This window comes from Streptomyces sp. NPDC053427 (genome assembly GCF_044544985.1).
In the GTDB taxonomy this organism is placed as follows: domain Bacteria; phylum Actinomycetota; class Actinomycetes; order Streptomycetales; family Streptomycetaceae; genus Streptomyces.
In genome coordinates this window covers 178,069-192,124 of record NZ_JBITYA010000015.1, presented here as the reverse complement: position 1 = coordinate 192,124, position 14,056 = coordinate 178,069, and the positions used below count along the sequence as shown (strand labels likewise).

The 14,056-nt window shown below is 71.1% G+C and carries 12 protein-coding genes and 1 riboswitch; of the genes, 7 read left to right on the top strand and 5 right to left on the bottom strand.

Annotated elements, in window-relative coordinates:
* Positions 1 to 131 precede the first annotated feature (131 nt).
* The gene (locus tag ACIGWZ_RS35000) at positions 132 to 656 is read left to right on the top strand and encodes a DM13 domain-containing protein (RefSeq protein ID WP_400071385.1); all 525 of its coding nucleotides are present in this window, start codon (positions 132 to 134) and stop codon (positions 654 to 656) included.
* A gap of 208 nt (positions 657 to 864) precedes the next feature.
* Here the strand turns inward: ACIGWZ_RS35000 and ACIGWZ_RS34995 are convergent, their stop codons facing one another.
* From ACIGWZ_RS34995 to ACIGWZ_RS34975, 5 genes are all read right to left on the bottom strand, one after another.
* A complete protein-coding gene (locus ACIGWZ_RS34995; RefSeq protein WP_400071257.1) occupies positions 865 to 1,869 on the bottom strand; it encodes a HEAT repeat domain-containing protein in 1,005 nt (334 codons plus the stop codon).
* Positions 1,870 to 1,875: 6 nt separating this feature from the next.
* Positions 1,876 to 2,544, bottom strand: a complete 669-nt coding sequence (locus ACIGWZ_RS34990; RefSeq protein ID WP_400071255.1) for a HEAT repeat domain-containing protein — start codon at positions 2,542 to 2,544, stop codon at positions 1,876 to 1,878.
* Positions 2,545 to 2,688: 144 nt separating this feature from the next.
* Positions 2,689 to 3,825, bottom strand: a complete 1,137-nt coding sequence (locus ACIGWZ_RS34985) for a bifunctional 2-methylcitrate synthase/citrate synthase (RefSeq protein ID WP_400071253.1) — start codon at positions 3,823 to 3,825, stop codon at positions 2,689 to 2,691.
* A 19-nt stretch (positions 3,826 to 3,844) separates the two neighbouring features.
* Entirely contained in the window at positions 3,845 to 4,750 is a 906-nt protein-coding gene (gene prpB, locus ACIGWZ_RS34980) for a methylisocitrate lyase (protein WP_400071252.1), read from the bottom strand.
* A complete protein-coding gene (locus tag ACIGWZ_RS34975) occupies positions 4,750 to 6,270 on the bottom strand; it encodes an MmgE/PrpD family protein (protein ID WP_400071250.1) in 1,521 nt (506 codons plus the stop codon). Before ACIGWZ_RS34975 ends, prpB begins: the two co-directional genes overlap by 1 nt.
* A gap of 184 nt (positions 6,271 to 6,454) precedes the next feature.
* On the opposite strand from ACIGWZ_RS34975, the gene ACIGWZ_RS34970 reads away from it, so the two are divergent.
* The 6 genes from ACIGWZ_RS34970 to ACIGWZ_RS34945 all read left to right on the top strand — a co-directional run bounded on the left by ACIGWZ_RS34970 (position 6,455) and on the right by ACIGWZ_RS34945 (position 13,828).
* Positions 6,455 to 7,885, top strand: a complete 1,431-nt coding sequence (locus tag ACIGWZ_RS34970) for a short-chain fatty acyl-CoA regulator family protein (RefSeq protein ID WP_400071247.1) — start codon at positions 6,455 to 6,457, stop codon at positions 7,883 to 7,885.
* A gap of 67 nt (positions 7,886 to 7,952) precedes the next feature.
* Positions 7,953 to 8,139: riboswitch (cobalamin riboswitch) on the top strand.
* Positions 8,140 to 8,339: 200 nt separating this feature from the next.
* Complete coding sequence (locus ACIGWZ_RS34965; RefSeq protein WP_400071245.1) at positions 8,340 to 9,839, top strand: CoA-acylating methylmalonate-semialdehyde dehydrogenase; 1,500 nt, start codon at positions 8,340 to 8,342, stop codon at positions 9,837 to 9,839.
* A 5-nt stretch (positions 9,840 to 9,844) separates the two neighbouring features.
* Complete coding sequence (locus ACIGWZ_RS34960; RefSeq protein ID WP_400071243.1) at positions 9,845 to 10,993, top strand: acyl-CoA dehydrogenase family protein; 1,149 nt, start codon at positions 9,845 to 9,847, stop codon at positions 10,991 to 10,993.
* On the top strand, positions 10,990 to 12,090 hold the full coding sequence (locus ACIGWZ_RS34955) for an enoyl-CoA hydratase/isomerase family protein (protein ID WP_400071241.1): 1,101 nt from the start codon (positions 10,990 to 10,992) through the stop codon (positions 12,088 to 12,090). Before ACIGWZ_RS34960 ends, ACIGWZ_RS34955 begins: the two co-directional genes overlap by 4 nt.
* A complete protein-coding gene (gene mmsB / locus ACIGWZ_RS34950; protein WP_400071239.1) occupies positions 12,087 to 13,040 on the top strand; it encodes a 3-hydroxyisobutyrate dehydrogenase in 954 nt (317 codons plus the stop codon). The genes ACIGWZ_RS34955 and mmsB overlap by 4 nt, the downstream gene beginning before the upstream one ends.
* Complete coding sequence (locus tag ACIGWZ_RS34945; RefSeq protein ID WP_400071238.1) at positions 13,037 to 13,828, top strand: enoyl-CoA hydratase; 792 nt, start codon at positions 13,037 to 13,039, stop codon at positions 13,826 to 13,828. Before mmsB ends, ACIGWZ_RS34945 begins: the two co-directional genes overlap by 4 nt.
* Positions 13,829 to 14,056 lie beyond the last annotated feature (228 nt).

Below are 14,056 nucleotides of genomic sequence, written 5' to 3'. Positions count from 1 at the left end.
TACCGGTGTCTTACAGGGCGTTGGCCCTGGTCCCCCTGTGCGGGCGAGTTGGGCTTTCCTGGACACACGGCGGGGCCGACCGGTTGCGGTCGGCCCGCTCGTTCCCTTTTCAGGAGGTCTTGGTGTCCCGTATGTCGCGCCGTACCGTTGTGCCCGTCCTTCTCGTGCTGGTGGTCGCCGCCGGTATCGGGCTCGCTGTGTTCCAGCCCTGGAAGGCGTTCACCGACACGACGGTGAACGAGGCCCTGCCCACCGTTTCCGCGCCCGCGCAGAGGAAGGACGAGGCCGGCACGAAGGGCGGAGCGGCGCCGACGGGGCTCGCCGAGGGCCGCTTCGTCAGCCACGAACACGACACCAGCGGCACCGCCCGTACGGTCCGGCTCGCGGACGGCGGCCAGGTGTTGCGGCTGGAGCACCTCAAGACCTCCGAGGGGCCGGACGTACGGGTCTATCTGTCGACCCAGGAAGCCGATGCGGCCAAGAAGGGACTCGGGAACGGAGCCGTCGCCCTCGGGAAGCTCAAGGGCAACCTGGGCAACCAGAACTACACCGTCCCGGCCGGCACGGACCTGTCGAAGTTCCACAGCGCCGTGATCTGGTGCGAGCGGTTCTCGGTCTCCTTCGGAGCCGCCGATCTCGCCCAGGTGACCGGCTGACCCCTGAATACTGCGGTGCGGCCGTCCTCCGCGTGGGTGTGGATCAGCTGCCGCCCGCGCAGGCGAGGCCGCCTACGACCTACTCACCCGGCTGTACCGCACGGCGGTGCGGCGCGGTACAGCCGGGGTCCTCGGCGATGCGGTGGCCTTGGCGGCGGTGACCAGCAACAGCTGAGCCTCACGCACACAGCACCCCAGGAAAGATCCATTATCGTGCATTGCGCAGCGTGAGAATGTACGCCGCGGTAAGCGCAACGGCACGGTCTTCGTCATGTGACAGATCCCCGAGGGCATGTGACGCGGCGATTCCCGGGATGTCCGCGAGCGCCTCTGTCAGCCGTCGACGTGCAGACGAGTCAAGGGCGCCGTCGGCGAGGCGGTCGACGAGCCCGGTAGCGATCCGATCCGCCGAAGCGGGCCCGCTCGCCAGGGCGCTCAGTGCATCGGCCGCATCGACGTCGTTCGCCTCCTCGACGATCATGCCGATGAGCGTCGGGACCGCGTCGGCCACTCCACGTGCCCCGAGCGCCACAGCCGCGCACCTGCGGACCACGATGTCGGAGTTCGTGAGGGCGTCCCGCAGCAGTGCGGTCGCCTCACCGTCCGGAATCTCGGCGATGGACCGGACGGCACGTTCGCGCACGTCGGCCACCGGCGAGCCGAGGCCCTCCGCCAGCAGCGCCAATCCGCCCGCGCCCGATTGCGCCAGAGCCCATCGAAGGGCTCCGGCGACGTTCGGGTCCGTCTCGCTCAACGCTGCCTCGACCAGAGCTTCCACCGGCAACGGAACCTCTCCGACCGAGGACAAGGCCGCGCGCTGGCGCTTCCCGGCGCTCTCCGACCCCAAGGCCTGGAGGAGTGCGACGGTCTGGAGGACGTCCTCCCAGCCGGCGGGTTCCGCGGCGCCGATCCGGCGGAGTCGCGTGAGCAGCGCCGTCTCCCCCGCAATGCGGTCGCGCGTCTGGCGGATGAGGTCGTCGACGAGGTCCGAGGGCGTGAAGCCAGGATCATCCAGCGCGCACCCGACCTCACGCAGCGACAGCCCCAACGACCGCAGGCTCTCGATGTGGAAGATGCGCCGGATGTCCGCGCCGGAGTACTCCCGATAGCCCGCCTGGGTACGCCCCGTCGGCCGGACCAGGCCGAGCGAGTCGTAATGCCTGAGCATGCGGGCGCTGACCCCGGACCGTCGTGCCACCTCACCGATCAACACTGCCTCTCACCCCTCCTGGCCGGTCGTGCCGAGGGCAATGATCCGCTTCGCCTCCTCGATCGCGAACTCGAACCCGGCATCCGGGTCGCGCAACAGCCGTTCCGTGGCGATCGCGTGCCGACGCACCCGAGGGTCGAGATCCGTCCTCGCGGCGCGCAGAGTCGGCAGCATCACCTCACCGAGCGCGATCAGCGCCCGGCTGAGGCTCAACTGCGTCGCACGCTCGCCGCGCCCGAGCTGCGTCGCCAACACCCCGGCCAGCTGGGGCTCTTCACCTTCGGGCACGAGCACGACCGCTGCCCGCCACGCGCTCCGCGCCACCTCGTCGTCGGCGTCGGTCAAAAGCGCCCGTGTGAGCGCCGGCCACGCCTGCCGATCCCCGATCTTGGACAGCGTGTGCAACGCCTGGCTCCGTGCCTGCGCCCGCTCCGAGCGGAGTTCGTCGATGAGCGTGGGGACCGTCATCGATGAGGGCTGACGGATCAGCGCCCAGGTAAGCATTTCGCGCACGGAGAATTCGGGCTCGATCGCGCAGCGTGCGACGAGGGTGTCGATGATCCGCGGGTCCGGGGTCGTGCCGGCCGCCAGCGCCGCTCGCAGCCGCACCGACGAGCTGCCGTTCTCCAGCCCCTGGAGAACTCCCACCGTGTTCGTGTCCTGTTTCGGCATGGTCATCGGGGCCACCTCCTTGGCCCGTAGTGAAGACCTTGTCAACGTGTCAAGGTCAAGGCGGGGCCGCGCCGCGAGAGCGACGGGCACAAGGCGCCGGCGAGGAGGGCACGGAGGGCGGACCATCGGTCACCGCTCGCTCCGCGGCACCTACCGGGCGTGTGCCGGGACCGCGCGCCGGCCCGGTCCGTTGTAGACGCCCAGCGGGCGGATGAGGGAGTTGTGTTCCAGCTGCTCGGTGATGTGCGCGGTCCATCCGGTGATGCGGCTCATCACGAAGAGCGGGGTGAAGGTGGGGATGTCGAACCCCATCAGGTGGTACGCGAGCCCGGCGGGGTAGTCGAGGTTGGGATGGATGCCCTTGCGGCTGAGCATCGCGTGGCGCAGTGCCGCGTGGAGGGTGGCGAGCCGGGCGACGTCCGGGTCGTCCGCTCTCCCTACGAGGCGGTCGGTGGCCTCCTGCATGATCGGGACGCGGGAGTCGCCATGCTTGTAGACGCGGTGTCCGAAACCCATGATCTTCCGTTTGGTGGCCAGCGCCTCGTCCAGCCACCGTTCGGCCCGCTGCGGATCGCCGATCTCGTGGAGCATGCGCATCACGGCCTCGTTGGCGCCGCCGTGCAACGGGCCCTTCAGCGCGCCGATCGCCGCGGTCACGGCGCTGTAGAGGTCGGAGAGGGTGGAGGTGACGACGCGGGCGGTGAACGTCGAGGCGTTGAAGCTGTGTTCGGCGTAGAGGACGAGGGAGATCTCGAAGCACCGGACGACTTCGGGGGAGGGTAGGGCGCCGAAGCACATGTGGAAGAAGTTCTCGGCGTAGCCGAGGGAAGGGTCGGGCTGGAGGGGGGCGAGTCCGCGCCGGCGGCGGTGGTCGGCGGCGACCACGACCGGCAGTTTCGCCAGCAGCGCGAGTGACTTGGCGCGGTTGGCGGCGGCGCTGCCGTCGTCCTCGGTGGGATCCTCGGAGCCGAAGAAGCTGACGGCGGTGCGCAGCACGTCCATGGGGTGGCAGGTTTCCGGCAGCCGGGCGAGCAGTTCGGCAGCGGTGCGGTCCAGGGGGCGCAGGGTGCGCTCGCGCGCCCGGAACTCGTGCAGCTGCTCGGCGTCGGGGAGCTCTCCGTACCAGAGCAGGTGGGCGACCTCCTCGAACGAGCAGTGGGCGGCGAGGTCCTGGACCGCGTAGCCGCGGTAGGTCAGGGAGTTGGTCTCCTGGATGACCGTGGAGATGGCGGTGGTGTCGACGACGACACCGGTGAGACCGCGGTGGATCTCGGGCGTGGTGGTCATGGCGGGCCTCCGGTGCGGGTCAGGTGCCGGGCGGGAGCGTGAAGTCGAAGACGGCCGAGTCGAAGGCGGCGTATTCCCCGTAGCCGAGCACTTCGTACAGACGGGAGCGGGTCTGCATCCGGGGCAGCAGGGACTCCTGGGTGCCCTCGGCGGCGAGGGTGCGCAGTCCGTCCTCGACCGCGCCCATGGCGAGGCGGAAGAGGGTGACGGGGTAGAGGGCGATGTTGTAGCCCAGGTTTTCCAGCGTGCGCGCGTCGAGGAGCCGGCTCTTGCCGAATTCGGTCATGTTGGCCAGCAGCGGGACGTCCACGGCCCGACGGAACGCCTCGAACTCGGCCTCGTCCGCGAGGGCTTCGGGGAAGAGGGCGTCGGCGCCCGCGTCCACGTAGGCCTTGCCGCGGTCGATCGCGGCGGCGAGTCCTTCCCCGGCGCGGGCGTCGGTGCGGGCCATGAGGAGGAAGTCGGGGTCGCGGCGGGCGTCGGCGGCGGCCCGCAGCCGGTGGGCCATCTCCTCGCGGGGCACGACGCTCTTGCCGTCGAGGTGGCCGCACCGCTTGGGATTTACCTGGTCCTCCAGGTGCAGGCCCGCGAGTCCGGCGTCCTCCATGAGCTGCAGGGTGCGGGCGGCGTTCATGGGTTCGCCGAAGCCGGTGTCGGCGTCGATGAGCGCGGGCAGGTCGGTGACGCGGGTGATCTGCTGGGCGCGGGTGGCGATCTCGGTGGAGGTGGTCAGGCCGATGTCGGGCAGTCCGAGGTCGGCGGCGAGTACGGCTCCGGAGAGGTAGACGGCGTCGAATCCGGTCTCCTGGACGAGCCGGGCGGAGTAGGGGTTGATCGCGCCGGGGACCTTCAACAGCCGTCCCGAGGCGAGCCGTTCGCGGAAGGCGCGGCGGCGCGAGGCGGGGGTGGTGCGGGTGTGCAGCATCAGAACAGGCCTTTCGGGAGCTGCGCGTCGTACCCGGCGACCGCGTCCGTGTCGACGGCGGGGAACAGCGCGGCCAGGCCGGGAGCGTTCAGCTCCCTCACCCGTCCCGCGGCCTCCAGGAACAGGTCCTGATCGGCGGTGGCGACGATTCCCTCGGTCAGCGTGCGGAACTTGGCGGTGTATCCGGCACGGCCGAAGGGGCGGGCACCGGCGGGGTGCGCGTCGGCGACCGCGAGTTCGTCCTCGATGACGGTGCCGTCCACGAGCGTGATCACCGCGCGTCCGCCGAAGGCCCGCCGCGCGGGGTCGGGGTCGTGGTAGCGGCGGGTCCACTCGGGGTCCTCGACCGTGGAGATCCTGTTCCACAGCTCGACCGTCCCGGGCCGCCGGGCGCGCTCGGGGGCGTAGGAGCGCTCGTGGTGCCAGGCGCCGTCCTCCAGGGCAACGGCGAAGATGTACGGCACCGAGTGGTCCAGGGTCTCGCGGCTGGCCGTGGGCTCGTACTTCTGCGGATCGCCGGATCCGGAACCGATCACGTGATGGGTGTGGTGACTGGTGTGCAGGACGATCGAGCGGACTTTCTCCAACGGCCCGGCCCTGTCCCGCAGCCGCCGGGCGAGGTCGATGACCGCCTGCGCCTGGTACTCGGCCGAGTGCTCCTTGGTGTACGTGTCGAGGATGGCCCGGCGCGGCTCCCCCGGCTCCGGCAGCGAGACCGTGTACGCGGCGTGCGGGCCGTCCAGCATCCAGGCGAGGAATCCGTCCTCGCCTTCGTAGAGCGGCGAGGGGGAGCCCTCGCCGCGCATGGCCCGGTCGACCGCTTCGATGGCGGCCTTGCCGGCGAAGGCGGGGGCGTACGCCTTCCAGCTGGAGATCTCGCCCTTGCGGGACTGCCGGGTCGCGGTGGTGGTGTGCACCGCCTGCTGGACGGCCTGGTAGGTGGTCCCGGTGTCCAGCCGCAGCAGGGCGCCGATGCCGCAGGCGGTCGCGGCACCGAGGTGGGCGACGTGGTCGATGCGGTGCCGGTGCAGGCAGATGCCCTTGACCAGCGCGACGTGGATCTCGTACGCCGCGACGATGCCCCGTAGCAGGTCGGCGCCGCCGCGTCCGGAGTGCTGGGCGACGGCGAGCAGCGGCGGGATGTTGTCGCCGGGGTGGGAGTAGTCGGCGGCCAGGAACGTGTCGTGGAAGTCCAGCTCGCGTACGGCCGTGCCGTTGGCCCAGGCCGCCCACTCCGGTGACACCCGGACGTCTGCGGCAGCGCCGAGGACCGAGGCGCCGGGGGCGGTCCGGTGGGGGAGTGCCTGGGCGCGGGCGACCGCGACGGGGCGGCGGCGCAGCGAGGCGACGGCGACCGACGCGTTGTCGATGACCCGGTTGACCGCCATCGCCACGGCGTCCGGGTCGAGGTCGGGCGCGTCGTGGGTGCCGGTGGCCACGGCCGCCAGTTTCCAGGCGAGCTGCTCCTCGCGGGGCAGGCGGTCGGCGCTGGGGTGCACGCGTACCTGGTGATCGATCACGGGACTCCTCGCGGGGTGCGGTGGGTGCGGCGTACCGGACTCAGCCTTCCCCGCGCGCCACCGCGCCGCGACAGCTCCACCAAGCGGAATCCCTCCACTCGTGAGCTGCGAATCTGCAAATCTTGCAAAAGGTGCGGATGCTATCTTCGCGATAAATGGGGTGGGAGAGGGGCGCGGTACGCACATGGGACGGCCTGCCGGACGGAAGATCTACGCCCACGCCAAACTGCGCAGACTGCGTCGTGAGCGGGGAATGAACCAGGTGGAACTGGCCCGCGCCCTGGGTCTGTCGACCAGCTATCTGAATCAGATCGAGCACAGCCAGCGCCCCCTCACCGCGCCGGTGCTGCTGCGCATCGCCGAGGTCTTCGGCATCGATCCGGAATTCTTCTCCGAGGCCGACGAGGAACGGCTGGCCACCGATCTGCGGGCCGCCCTCGGCGACGAGGCATGCGGCGCCCCGGTGCTCCCGGAGGAGGCCGTGGACGTGGCGCGCGACCACCCCGAGGTGGCGCGGGCGCTCGTCTCGCTGCACCGCCGCTACCGGGACGCCGCAGAACGAGTCGTAGCCCTCGCCTCCCCCGAGGACACCGCGGCCCTGCTGCCCGCCGAGCCCCACGACGAGGTACGGGACTTCTTCTACGCCCACCACAACCACTTCAAAGACCTCGACACCGAGGCCGAGCGGACCGCCGAAGGCCTGGGCCTCGGCACAGCGGGACGAGCGGCCGACGCGCTCACCGCATTGCTCGCCGCACGGCATCGCATCAAGGTCGTCCAGGCAGCCCCTGAACGGGGGGCGGACGCACGCCGCTTCGACGCCGGCAGCGGGCTGCTCCTGCTCTCACCGTGGCTCAGCGAAGGACAGCGCGCCTTCCAACTCGCCACCCAGCTGGCCCTCCTGGAACACTCTCCGCTGCTGGACGCCTTGGTGGACGCCGCGGACCTGGCGTCGCCACAGGCGGCCGACCTGGCCCGGATCGGGCTCGCCAACTACTTCGCCGGCGCCCTGCTCATGCCGTACGCCGTCTTCCACCGCGCCGCCGAGGAACTGCGCTACGACATCGAACTGCTCCAGGCCCGCTTCGGCGTCGGCTTCGAGACCGTGTGCCACCGGCTGTCCACCCTCCAGCGCACCGGCCACCGCGGCGTTCCCTTCTCCTTCCTGCGCGTCGATCGCGCCGGCAACATCTCCAAACGGCAGTCCGCCACCGACTTCCACTTCTCCCGGCTCGGCGGCACCTGCCCGCTCTGGACGGTCTACGAGGCGTTCTCCGCACCGGGGCGCATCCTCACCCAGGTCGCCGAAATGCCGGACGGCAAGAGGTACTTCTGGGTGGCACGTACCGTCACCCGGGGCGGCTTCGGGCATCGTGCGCCACGCGCCGACTTCGCCGTCGCGCTGGGCTGCGAACTCCGGCACGCCCCCCGTCTGGTGTACGCGGAAGGCACCGCCCTCGACGATCCGGGCGCCGCGACGCCGATCGGGCTGGGCTGCCGCATCTGCGAACGCCGGGACTGCGCCCAAAGGGCCCGTCCCCCGGCCGGCGGACGGCTGGCCGTGGACCCCGACCGGCGCAGCCATGTGCCCTATCCGGTGATCACGGACGCCTGACCGCCCGGACCTGGTGCGGATTCCCGCCGTGCGGTCCGTGGCGGGGTGGACTTACTAGGACGTCCAACTATATGTTCGTGGGCAAGGCCCGCGGTGCAGGGAAGCCGGTGTGATTCCGGCGCGGTCCCGCCACTGTGACCGGGGAATGCGCTCCCCGAAAGAGACCGGCCACTGACGGAGAAGTCCGTCGGGAAGGCCGGGGAGCGTGTGCTGATCCGGGAGTCAGGATACCGGCCGCGGGGTGTTCCGTGTTGTCCACGAGGATGGAGCAGACACGCATGGCACCGGTGTGCACCCACGCCCTTGACCGGCGAACCCGGCGGGTACCGATCACCGACATCTGACGGTCACCCGGCCCTGCGCTTCTCGCGCCGCTTCTGCGCGCACGCCGTCCGGCGTCCGTGCCGGGCCGGCGCGCCATCCCCGGATCTCACCTGACGGAGAGCAGGCTTTCATGGTCCGCGAACTGGCACATTTCATCGGCGGCAAGCACGCCTCGGGCACCTCGGGGCTCTACGGCGATGTGTACGACCCCAACACCGGCACGGTGCAGGCCCGCGTCCCGCTGGCCGACCGCGCCGAGACCGAGGCGGCGATCGCCGATGCCGCCGAGGCCCAGCGCGAATGGGGCGAGTGGAACCCGCAGCGCCGCGCCCGGGTACTGCTGAAGTTCCTCCAACTCGTGGAAGGCGAGCGGGAGTCGCTGGCCCGGCTGCTGTCGTCCGAACACGGCAAGACGGTCGCCGACGCCCACGGAGACCTGCAACGCGGCCTGGAGGTCGTCGAATTCGCCGCCGGCATTCCCCATCTGCTCAAGGGCGAATTCACCGACAACGCCGGCACCGGAATCGACGTGCACTCGCTGCGCGGCCCCCTCGGCGTCACCGCCGGCATCACCCCGTTCAACTTCCCCGCGATGATCCCGCTGTGGAAGGCCGCACCCGCCCTCGCCTGCGGAAACTCCTTCATCCTCAAGCCTTCCGAGCGCGCCCCCTCGGTACCGCTCCGGCTCGCCGAGCTGTTCCTGGAGGCGGGGCTCCCGCCGGGCGTCCTCAACGTCGTCAACGGGGGCAAGGAAGCGGTCGACACCCTGCTGTCCGACCCCAGGGTCGGCGCGCTGGGCTTCGTCGGCTCCACCCCGATCGCCGCGCACATCTACGCCACCGCCGCCGCGCACGGCAAGCGCGCCCAGTGCTTCGGCGGCGCCAAGAACCACCTGATCGTCATGCCGGACGCCGACCTCGACCAGGCCGTCGATGCGCTGATCGGCGCGGGCTACGGCTCGGCGGGGGAGCGCTGCATGGCGATCTCCGTGGCCGTACCGGTCGGCGAGGCCACCGCCGACGCCCTGGTCGAGCGCCTGAAGGAGCGCATCGGGCAGCTGCGCATCGGCCGCAGCGACGACCCCGGCGCCGACTTCGGGCCGCTCGTCAGCCGGGACGCCCTCGACCGGGTACGCCGGTACGTCGACATCGGGGTCAACGAGGGCGCCGAACTCGTCGTGGACGGCCGCGGCTTCACCCTCGCCGGCCATGAGAACGGCTTCTTCGCGGGCGCCACGCTCTTCGACCGGGTCACCCCGCAGATGCGGGTCTACCGGGAAGAGATCTTCGGCCCCGTGCTGTGCGTCGTGCGGGCCGCCGACTACGAGGCGGCGCTGCGGCTGCCCAGCGAGCACCCGTACGGCAACGGCGTGGCGATCTTCACCCGCGACGGAGACACCGCCCGCGACTTCACCCGCCGGGTCAACACCGGCATGGTCGGCGTGAACGTGCCCATCCCCGTCCCGGTCGCCTACCACACCTTCGGCGGTTGGAAGCGCTCCGGATTCGGCGACCTCAACCAGCACGGGCCGGACGCGATCCGCTTCTACACCCGCACCAAGACCGTCACCTCGCGCTGGCCCTCCGGGGCCAAGGAGGGCGCGAGCTTCACCCTCCCGACCATGAAGTGAGCGCCATGACCACCACCATGCTCACCGACGACCAGCTCGCCCTCGTCGAAGCGACGCTCGACTTCACCCAGGACCACCTCACCCCGCACGCCGTGCAGTGGGACCAGGACAAACACTTCCCCCTGGACGTACTGCGCAAGGCCGCGGGCATCGGCCTCGGCGGCATCTACGTCCGGGAGGAGAGCGGCGGCAGCGGACTCGGCCGGGCCGACGGCGTGCTGATCTTCGAAACCCTGGCCTCCGGCTGCCCGTCCATCGCCGGATTCCTCTCCATCCACAACATGGTCGCCTGGATGATCGACCGGTACGGCGACGCCGCCCAGCGCGAACGATGGTTGCCGAGGCTGTGCGCCATGGAGGACCTGGGCAGCTACTGCCTGACCGAACCCGGCGCCGGATCGGACGCCGCCGCCCTGCGCGCCCGCGCCGTACGCGACGGCGACGGCTATCTCCTCACCGGCGTCAAGCAGTTCATCTCCGGCGCCGGGGCCTCTCAGGTCTACGTCGTCATGGCCCGCACCAGCGACGACGGCCCGCGCGGCGTCTCGGCCTTCCTCGTCGACAAGGACGATCCCGGGCTCTCCTTCGGCCCGAACGAGAAGAAGATGGGGTGGAGCGCCCAGCCGACCCGTCAGGTGGTCCTGGACGGGGTGCGGGTGCCCGCCGACCGGCTGCTCGGCCGGGAGGGCGACGGATTCCGCATCGCCATGAACGGGCTGAACGGCGGCCGGCTCGGCATCGCCGCCTGCTCGCTCGGCGGCGCCCGTGCCGCACTGGACGGCAGTCTGGTCCACCTCGCCGACCGCGAGGCGTTCGGCGCGCGGCTGCTCGACGCGCAGGCACTGCAGTTCCGGCTCGCCGACATGGCGACCGAACTGGCCGCGGCCCGCGCCCTGGTCCACCAGGCCGCGCAGGCACTGGACCGCGGTGACCGCCAGGCCCCGCAGCTGTGCGCGATGGCCAAGCGGTTCGCCACCGACACCGGGTACTCCGTCGCCGACCGGGCGCTTCAACTGCACGGCGGCTACGGCTACTTGACCGAGTACGGCATCGAAAAGATCGTCCGCGACCTGCGGGTGCACCAGATCCTGGAAGGAACCAACGAGATCATGCGCGTCATCGTGGCCCGCGGCCTGACGGAGACACTGCGGTGACCGCCGCCGACGAGCCCGTCCTCCTGACCACCGAGGGCCGAACCGCCCGCATCACACTCAACCGGCCCCGCGCCCTCAACGCCCTCACCCACCCGATGGTCGAGCGCATCGACGAAGCGTTGACCGCCTGGGAGCACGACCCCACTGTCGAGACCGTGGTCCTCACGGGCGCGGGGGAGCGCGGCCTGTGCGCGGGCGGCGACATCCGCTCCATCTACGAGGACGCGCGCACCGGAGGGAGCGCATCGGCGGCGTTCTGGCGGGACGAATACCGGCTCAACGCCCGCATCGCGCGCTATCCGAAGCCCTATGTCGCCCTCATGGACGGCATCGTGATGGGCGGCGGCGTCGGCCTCTCGGCCCACGGCAGCATCCGCATCGTCACCGAACGCTCCCGGATCGCCATGCCCGAGACCGGCATCGGCTTCGTCCCCGACGTCGGCGGCACCTACCTGCTGGGCCTCGCCCCCGGCAAGGTCGGCACCCACCTGGCGCTCACCGGGGCACCGGTCGGCGCCGCCGACGCCCTGCTGTGCGGCCTCGCCGACCACTTCGTCCCCGCCGACCTCCTGCCCCGGCTGCTCGCCGACCTCACCACCACTGGCGTCCGGGACGTCCTGGAACGCCATGTGCGGCAGCCACCACCGGGCGAACTCGCCGGGCAGCGGGCCTGGATCGACGCCTGCTACCGCGCCGACACGGTGGAGGACATCCTCACCCACCTGCGCGCCCACCCCGCTCCCGAGGCCGCACGGGCCGCCGAGACCCTGACCGGGAAGTCGCCCACCGCCCTCAAGGTCACGCTCGCCGCGCTGCGACGCGCCCGACGGCTCGGGCCCCTGGAACGCGTACTGGAACAGGAGTACCGGATCTCCTGCGCAGCCCTGTCCTCGCACGACCTGACCGAGGGCATCCGTGCCCAGGTCATCGACAAGGACCGCGCCCCGAAGTGGTCACCGGACACGCTGGCCGAGGTCGGAGACGCGGACGTAGCCCGCTTCTTCGCACCACCCGAACCCTCTGGGCCCGAACCCTCCCGACCCGGATCCGGCCTCGGCCTCGCCGCACTCGCATCGGCGCAGGAGGTGCCCTGGTGAACGCCGACACCCGCACCATCGGGTTCATCGGTCTCGGCCACATGGGCGGTCCGATGGCCGCCAACCTCGTCAAGGCCGGCCACCGAGTGATCGGTTTCGACGTGGTGCCCGACGTCCTCGCCGCCGCTGCTGGGGCCGGAGTCGAGGCGGCCGGCTCGGCGGTGGAGGCCGCGACCACGGCGGACGTGGTGATCACCATGCTGCCCGCGGGACGTCACGTCCTGGACCTGTACCGGAACGAGGGGCTGCTGACCGCCGCCCGGCCCGGCACGCTGTTCCTCGACTGCTCGACCATCGACGTCGCCGACGCACGCTCCGCCCACGAAGCCGCCGTCGCCGCCGGGATGCGTGCCCTGGACGCCCCCGTCTCCGGCGGCGTAGTGGGCGCCGAGGCCGCCACCCTCACCTTCATGGTGGGTGGTGCGCAGGCCGAGTTCGCCGAGGCCGAGCCGCTGCTTGCCGCGATGGGCAGGAAGGCCGTGCACTGCGGTGCCGGGGGCGCGGGGCAGGCCGCGAAGATCTGCAACAACATGATCCTCGGCATCTCGATGATCGCCGTCAGCGAGGCATTCGTCCTCGGCGAAAGCCTCGGGCTGTCCCACCAGGCGCTCTTCGACGTGGCTTCCACGGCCTCCGGCCAGTGCTGGGCGCTGACCGTCAACTGCCCCGTGCCGGGGCCCGTCCCCGCCAGCCCCGCCAACCGCGACTACCTCCCCGGCTTCGCCGCCCCGCTGATGGCCAAGGACCTCGGCCTGGCCGCCAACGCGGCACGCGCGGGCGGCGTACCCGTCGAACTCGGCCTGAAGGCAGCCGAGTTGTACGCCGCGTATGCGGCCGGAGCAGGCGCCGAAGCGGACTTCTCCGGAATCCTGCAAACCCTGAGGGGCGGAACCGCTCCCGAGCACGGTTCCGGTCCCAGGAACGACGCGAAGGGCGGCACCCCCTCATGACTCGACCCCAAGAAACGCCCTACGAGACCCTCCTCGTCGCACGCAAGGGCCGCACCGCCCTGGTGACCCTCAACCGCCCCAAGGCGCTCAACGCCCTCAGCCTCCAGGTCATGACCGAGGTCGTCGCGGCAACCGAAGCCCTCGACCGGGATCCGGATGTCGGCTGCATCGTCCTCACCGGCTCGGCCAAGGCGTTCGCGGCCGGAGCCGACATCAAGGAGATGGCCCCGCAGGGCTATCTCGACATGTACCTCAGCGACTGGTTCACCGCGTGGGACCGGCTGGGGCAGCTGCGCACCCCGACCGTCGCCGCCGTCTCCGGCTTCGCCCTCGGCGGTGGCTGCGAACTCGCCATGCTCTGCGACATCCTGTTGGCCGCCGACACCGCCGTGTTCGGACAGCCGGAGATCAAGCTGGGCGTGATCCCGGGCATCGGCGGCTCCCAGCGGCTGACCCGCGCCGTCGGCAAGGCCAAGGCGATGGAGATGTGCCTGACCGGCCGCACCATGGACGCCACCGAGGCGGAGCGCGCCGGCCTCGTCTCACGGGTCGTCCCCGCGGCCGACCTGCTCGGCGAGGCCCTCGCGGTCGCCGAAACCGTCGCGGGCATGTCGCTTCCCGTCGCGATGATGGCGAAGGAGGCGGTCTCCCGGGCCTTTGAAACGACTCTCGCCGAGGGGGTCCGCTTCGAACGGCGGCTGTTCCACGCGGTGTTCGCGACCGCGGACCAGAAGGAGGGGATGAGCGCCTTCATCGACAAGCGGCCGCCGGAGTTTGCCCACCGCTGAGAGACGGACCGGACATCCGAGTCCCTTCCGGTGCGCGGCGGGGCGGTCGGTGCGCTTTCCACGGGGTGTCCGGCGGGCCGTACCGCATCGATGTCGACGCGGTACGGCATGCGGAGCTCAACGGTGTCCCGTAACTGGCGGTCGGCCCTGGTGCCCTCAGCCAGACCGATGGGGAACCCTTGACTGAAGGTTGACCGCTTGCGTGGCCAGCCTATGGAGAGGGCGAAC

Excerpts from the sequence above, each read along its gene's own strand:
- ACIGWZ_RS35000 (WP_400071385.1), top strand. The coding sequence starts at position 132 with ATGTCGCGCCGTACCGTTGTGCCCGTCCTTCTCGTGCTGGTGGTCGCC.
- ACIGWZ_RS34990 (WP_400071255.1), bottom strand. The coding sequence starts at position 2,544 with ATGACCATGCCGAAACAGGACACGAACACGGTGGGAGTTCTCCAGGGG.
- ACIGWZ_RS34985 (WP_400071253.1), bottom strand. The coding sequence starts at position 3,825 with ATGACCACCACGCCCGAGATCCACCGCGGTCTCACCGGTGTCGTCGTC.
- prpB (WP_400071252.1), bottom strand. The coding sequence starts at position 4,750 with ATGCTGCACACCCGCACCACCCCCGCCTCGCGCCGCCGCGCCTTCCGC.
- ACIGWZ_RS34970 (WP_400071247.1), top strand. The coding sequence starts at position 6,455 with ATGGGACGGCCTGCCGGACGGAAGATCTACGCCCACGCCAAACTGCGC.
- ACIGWZ_RS34965 (WP_400071245.1), top strand. The coding sequence starts at position 8,340 with ATGGTCCGCGAACTGGCACATTTCATCGGCGGCAAGCACGCCTCGGGC.
- ACIGWZ_RS34960 (WP_400071243.1), top strand. The coding sequence starts at position 9,845 with ATGACCACCACCATGCTCACCGACGACCAGCTCGCCCTCGTCGAAGCG.
- ACIGWZ_RS34945 (WP_400071238.1), top strand. The coding sequence starts at position 13,037 with ATGACTCGACCCCAAGAAACGCCCTACGAGACCCTCCTCGTCGCACGC.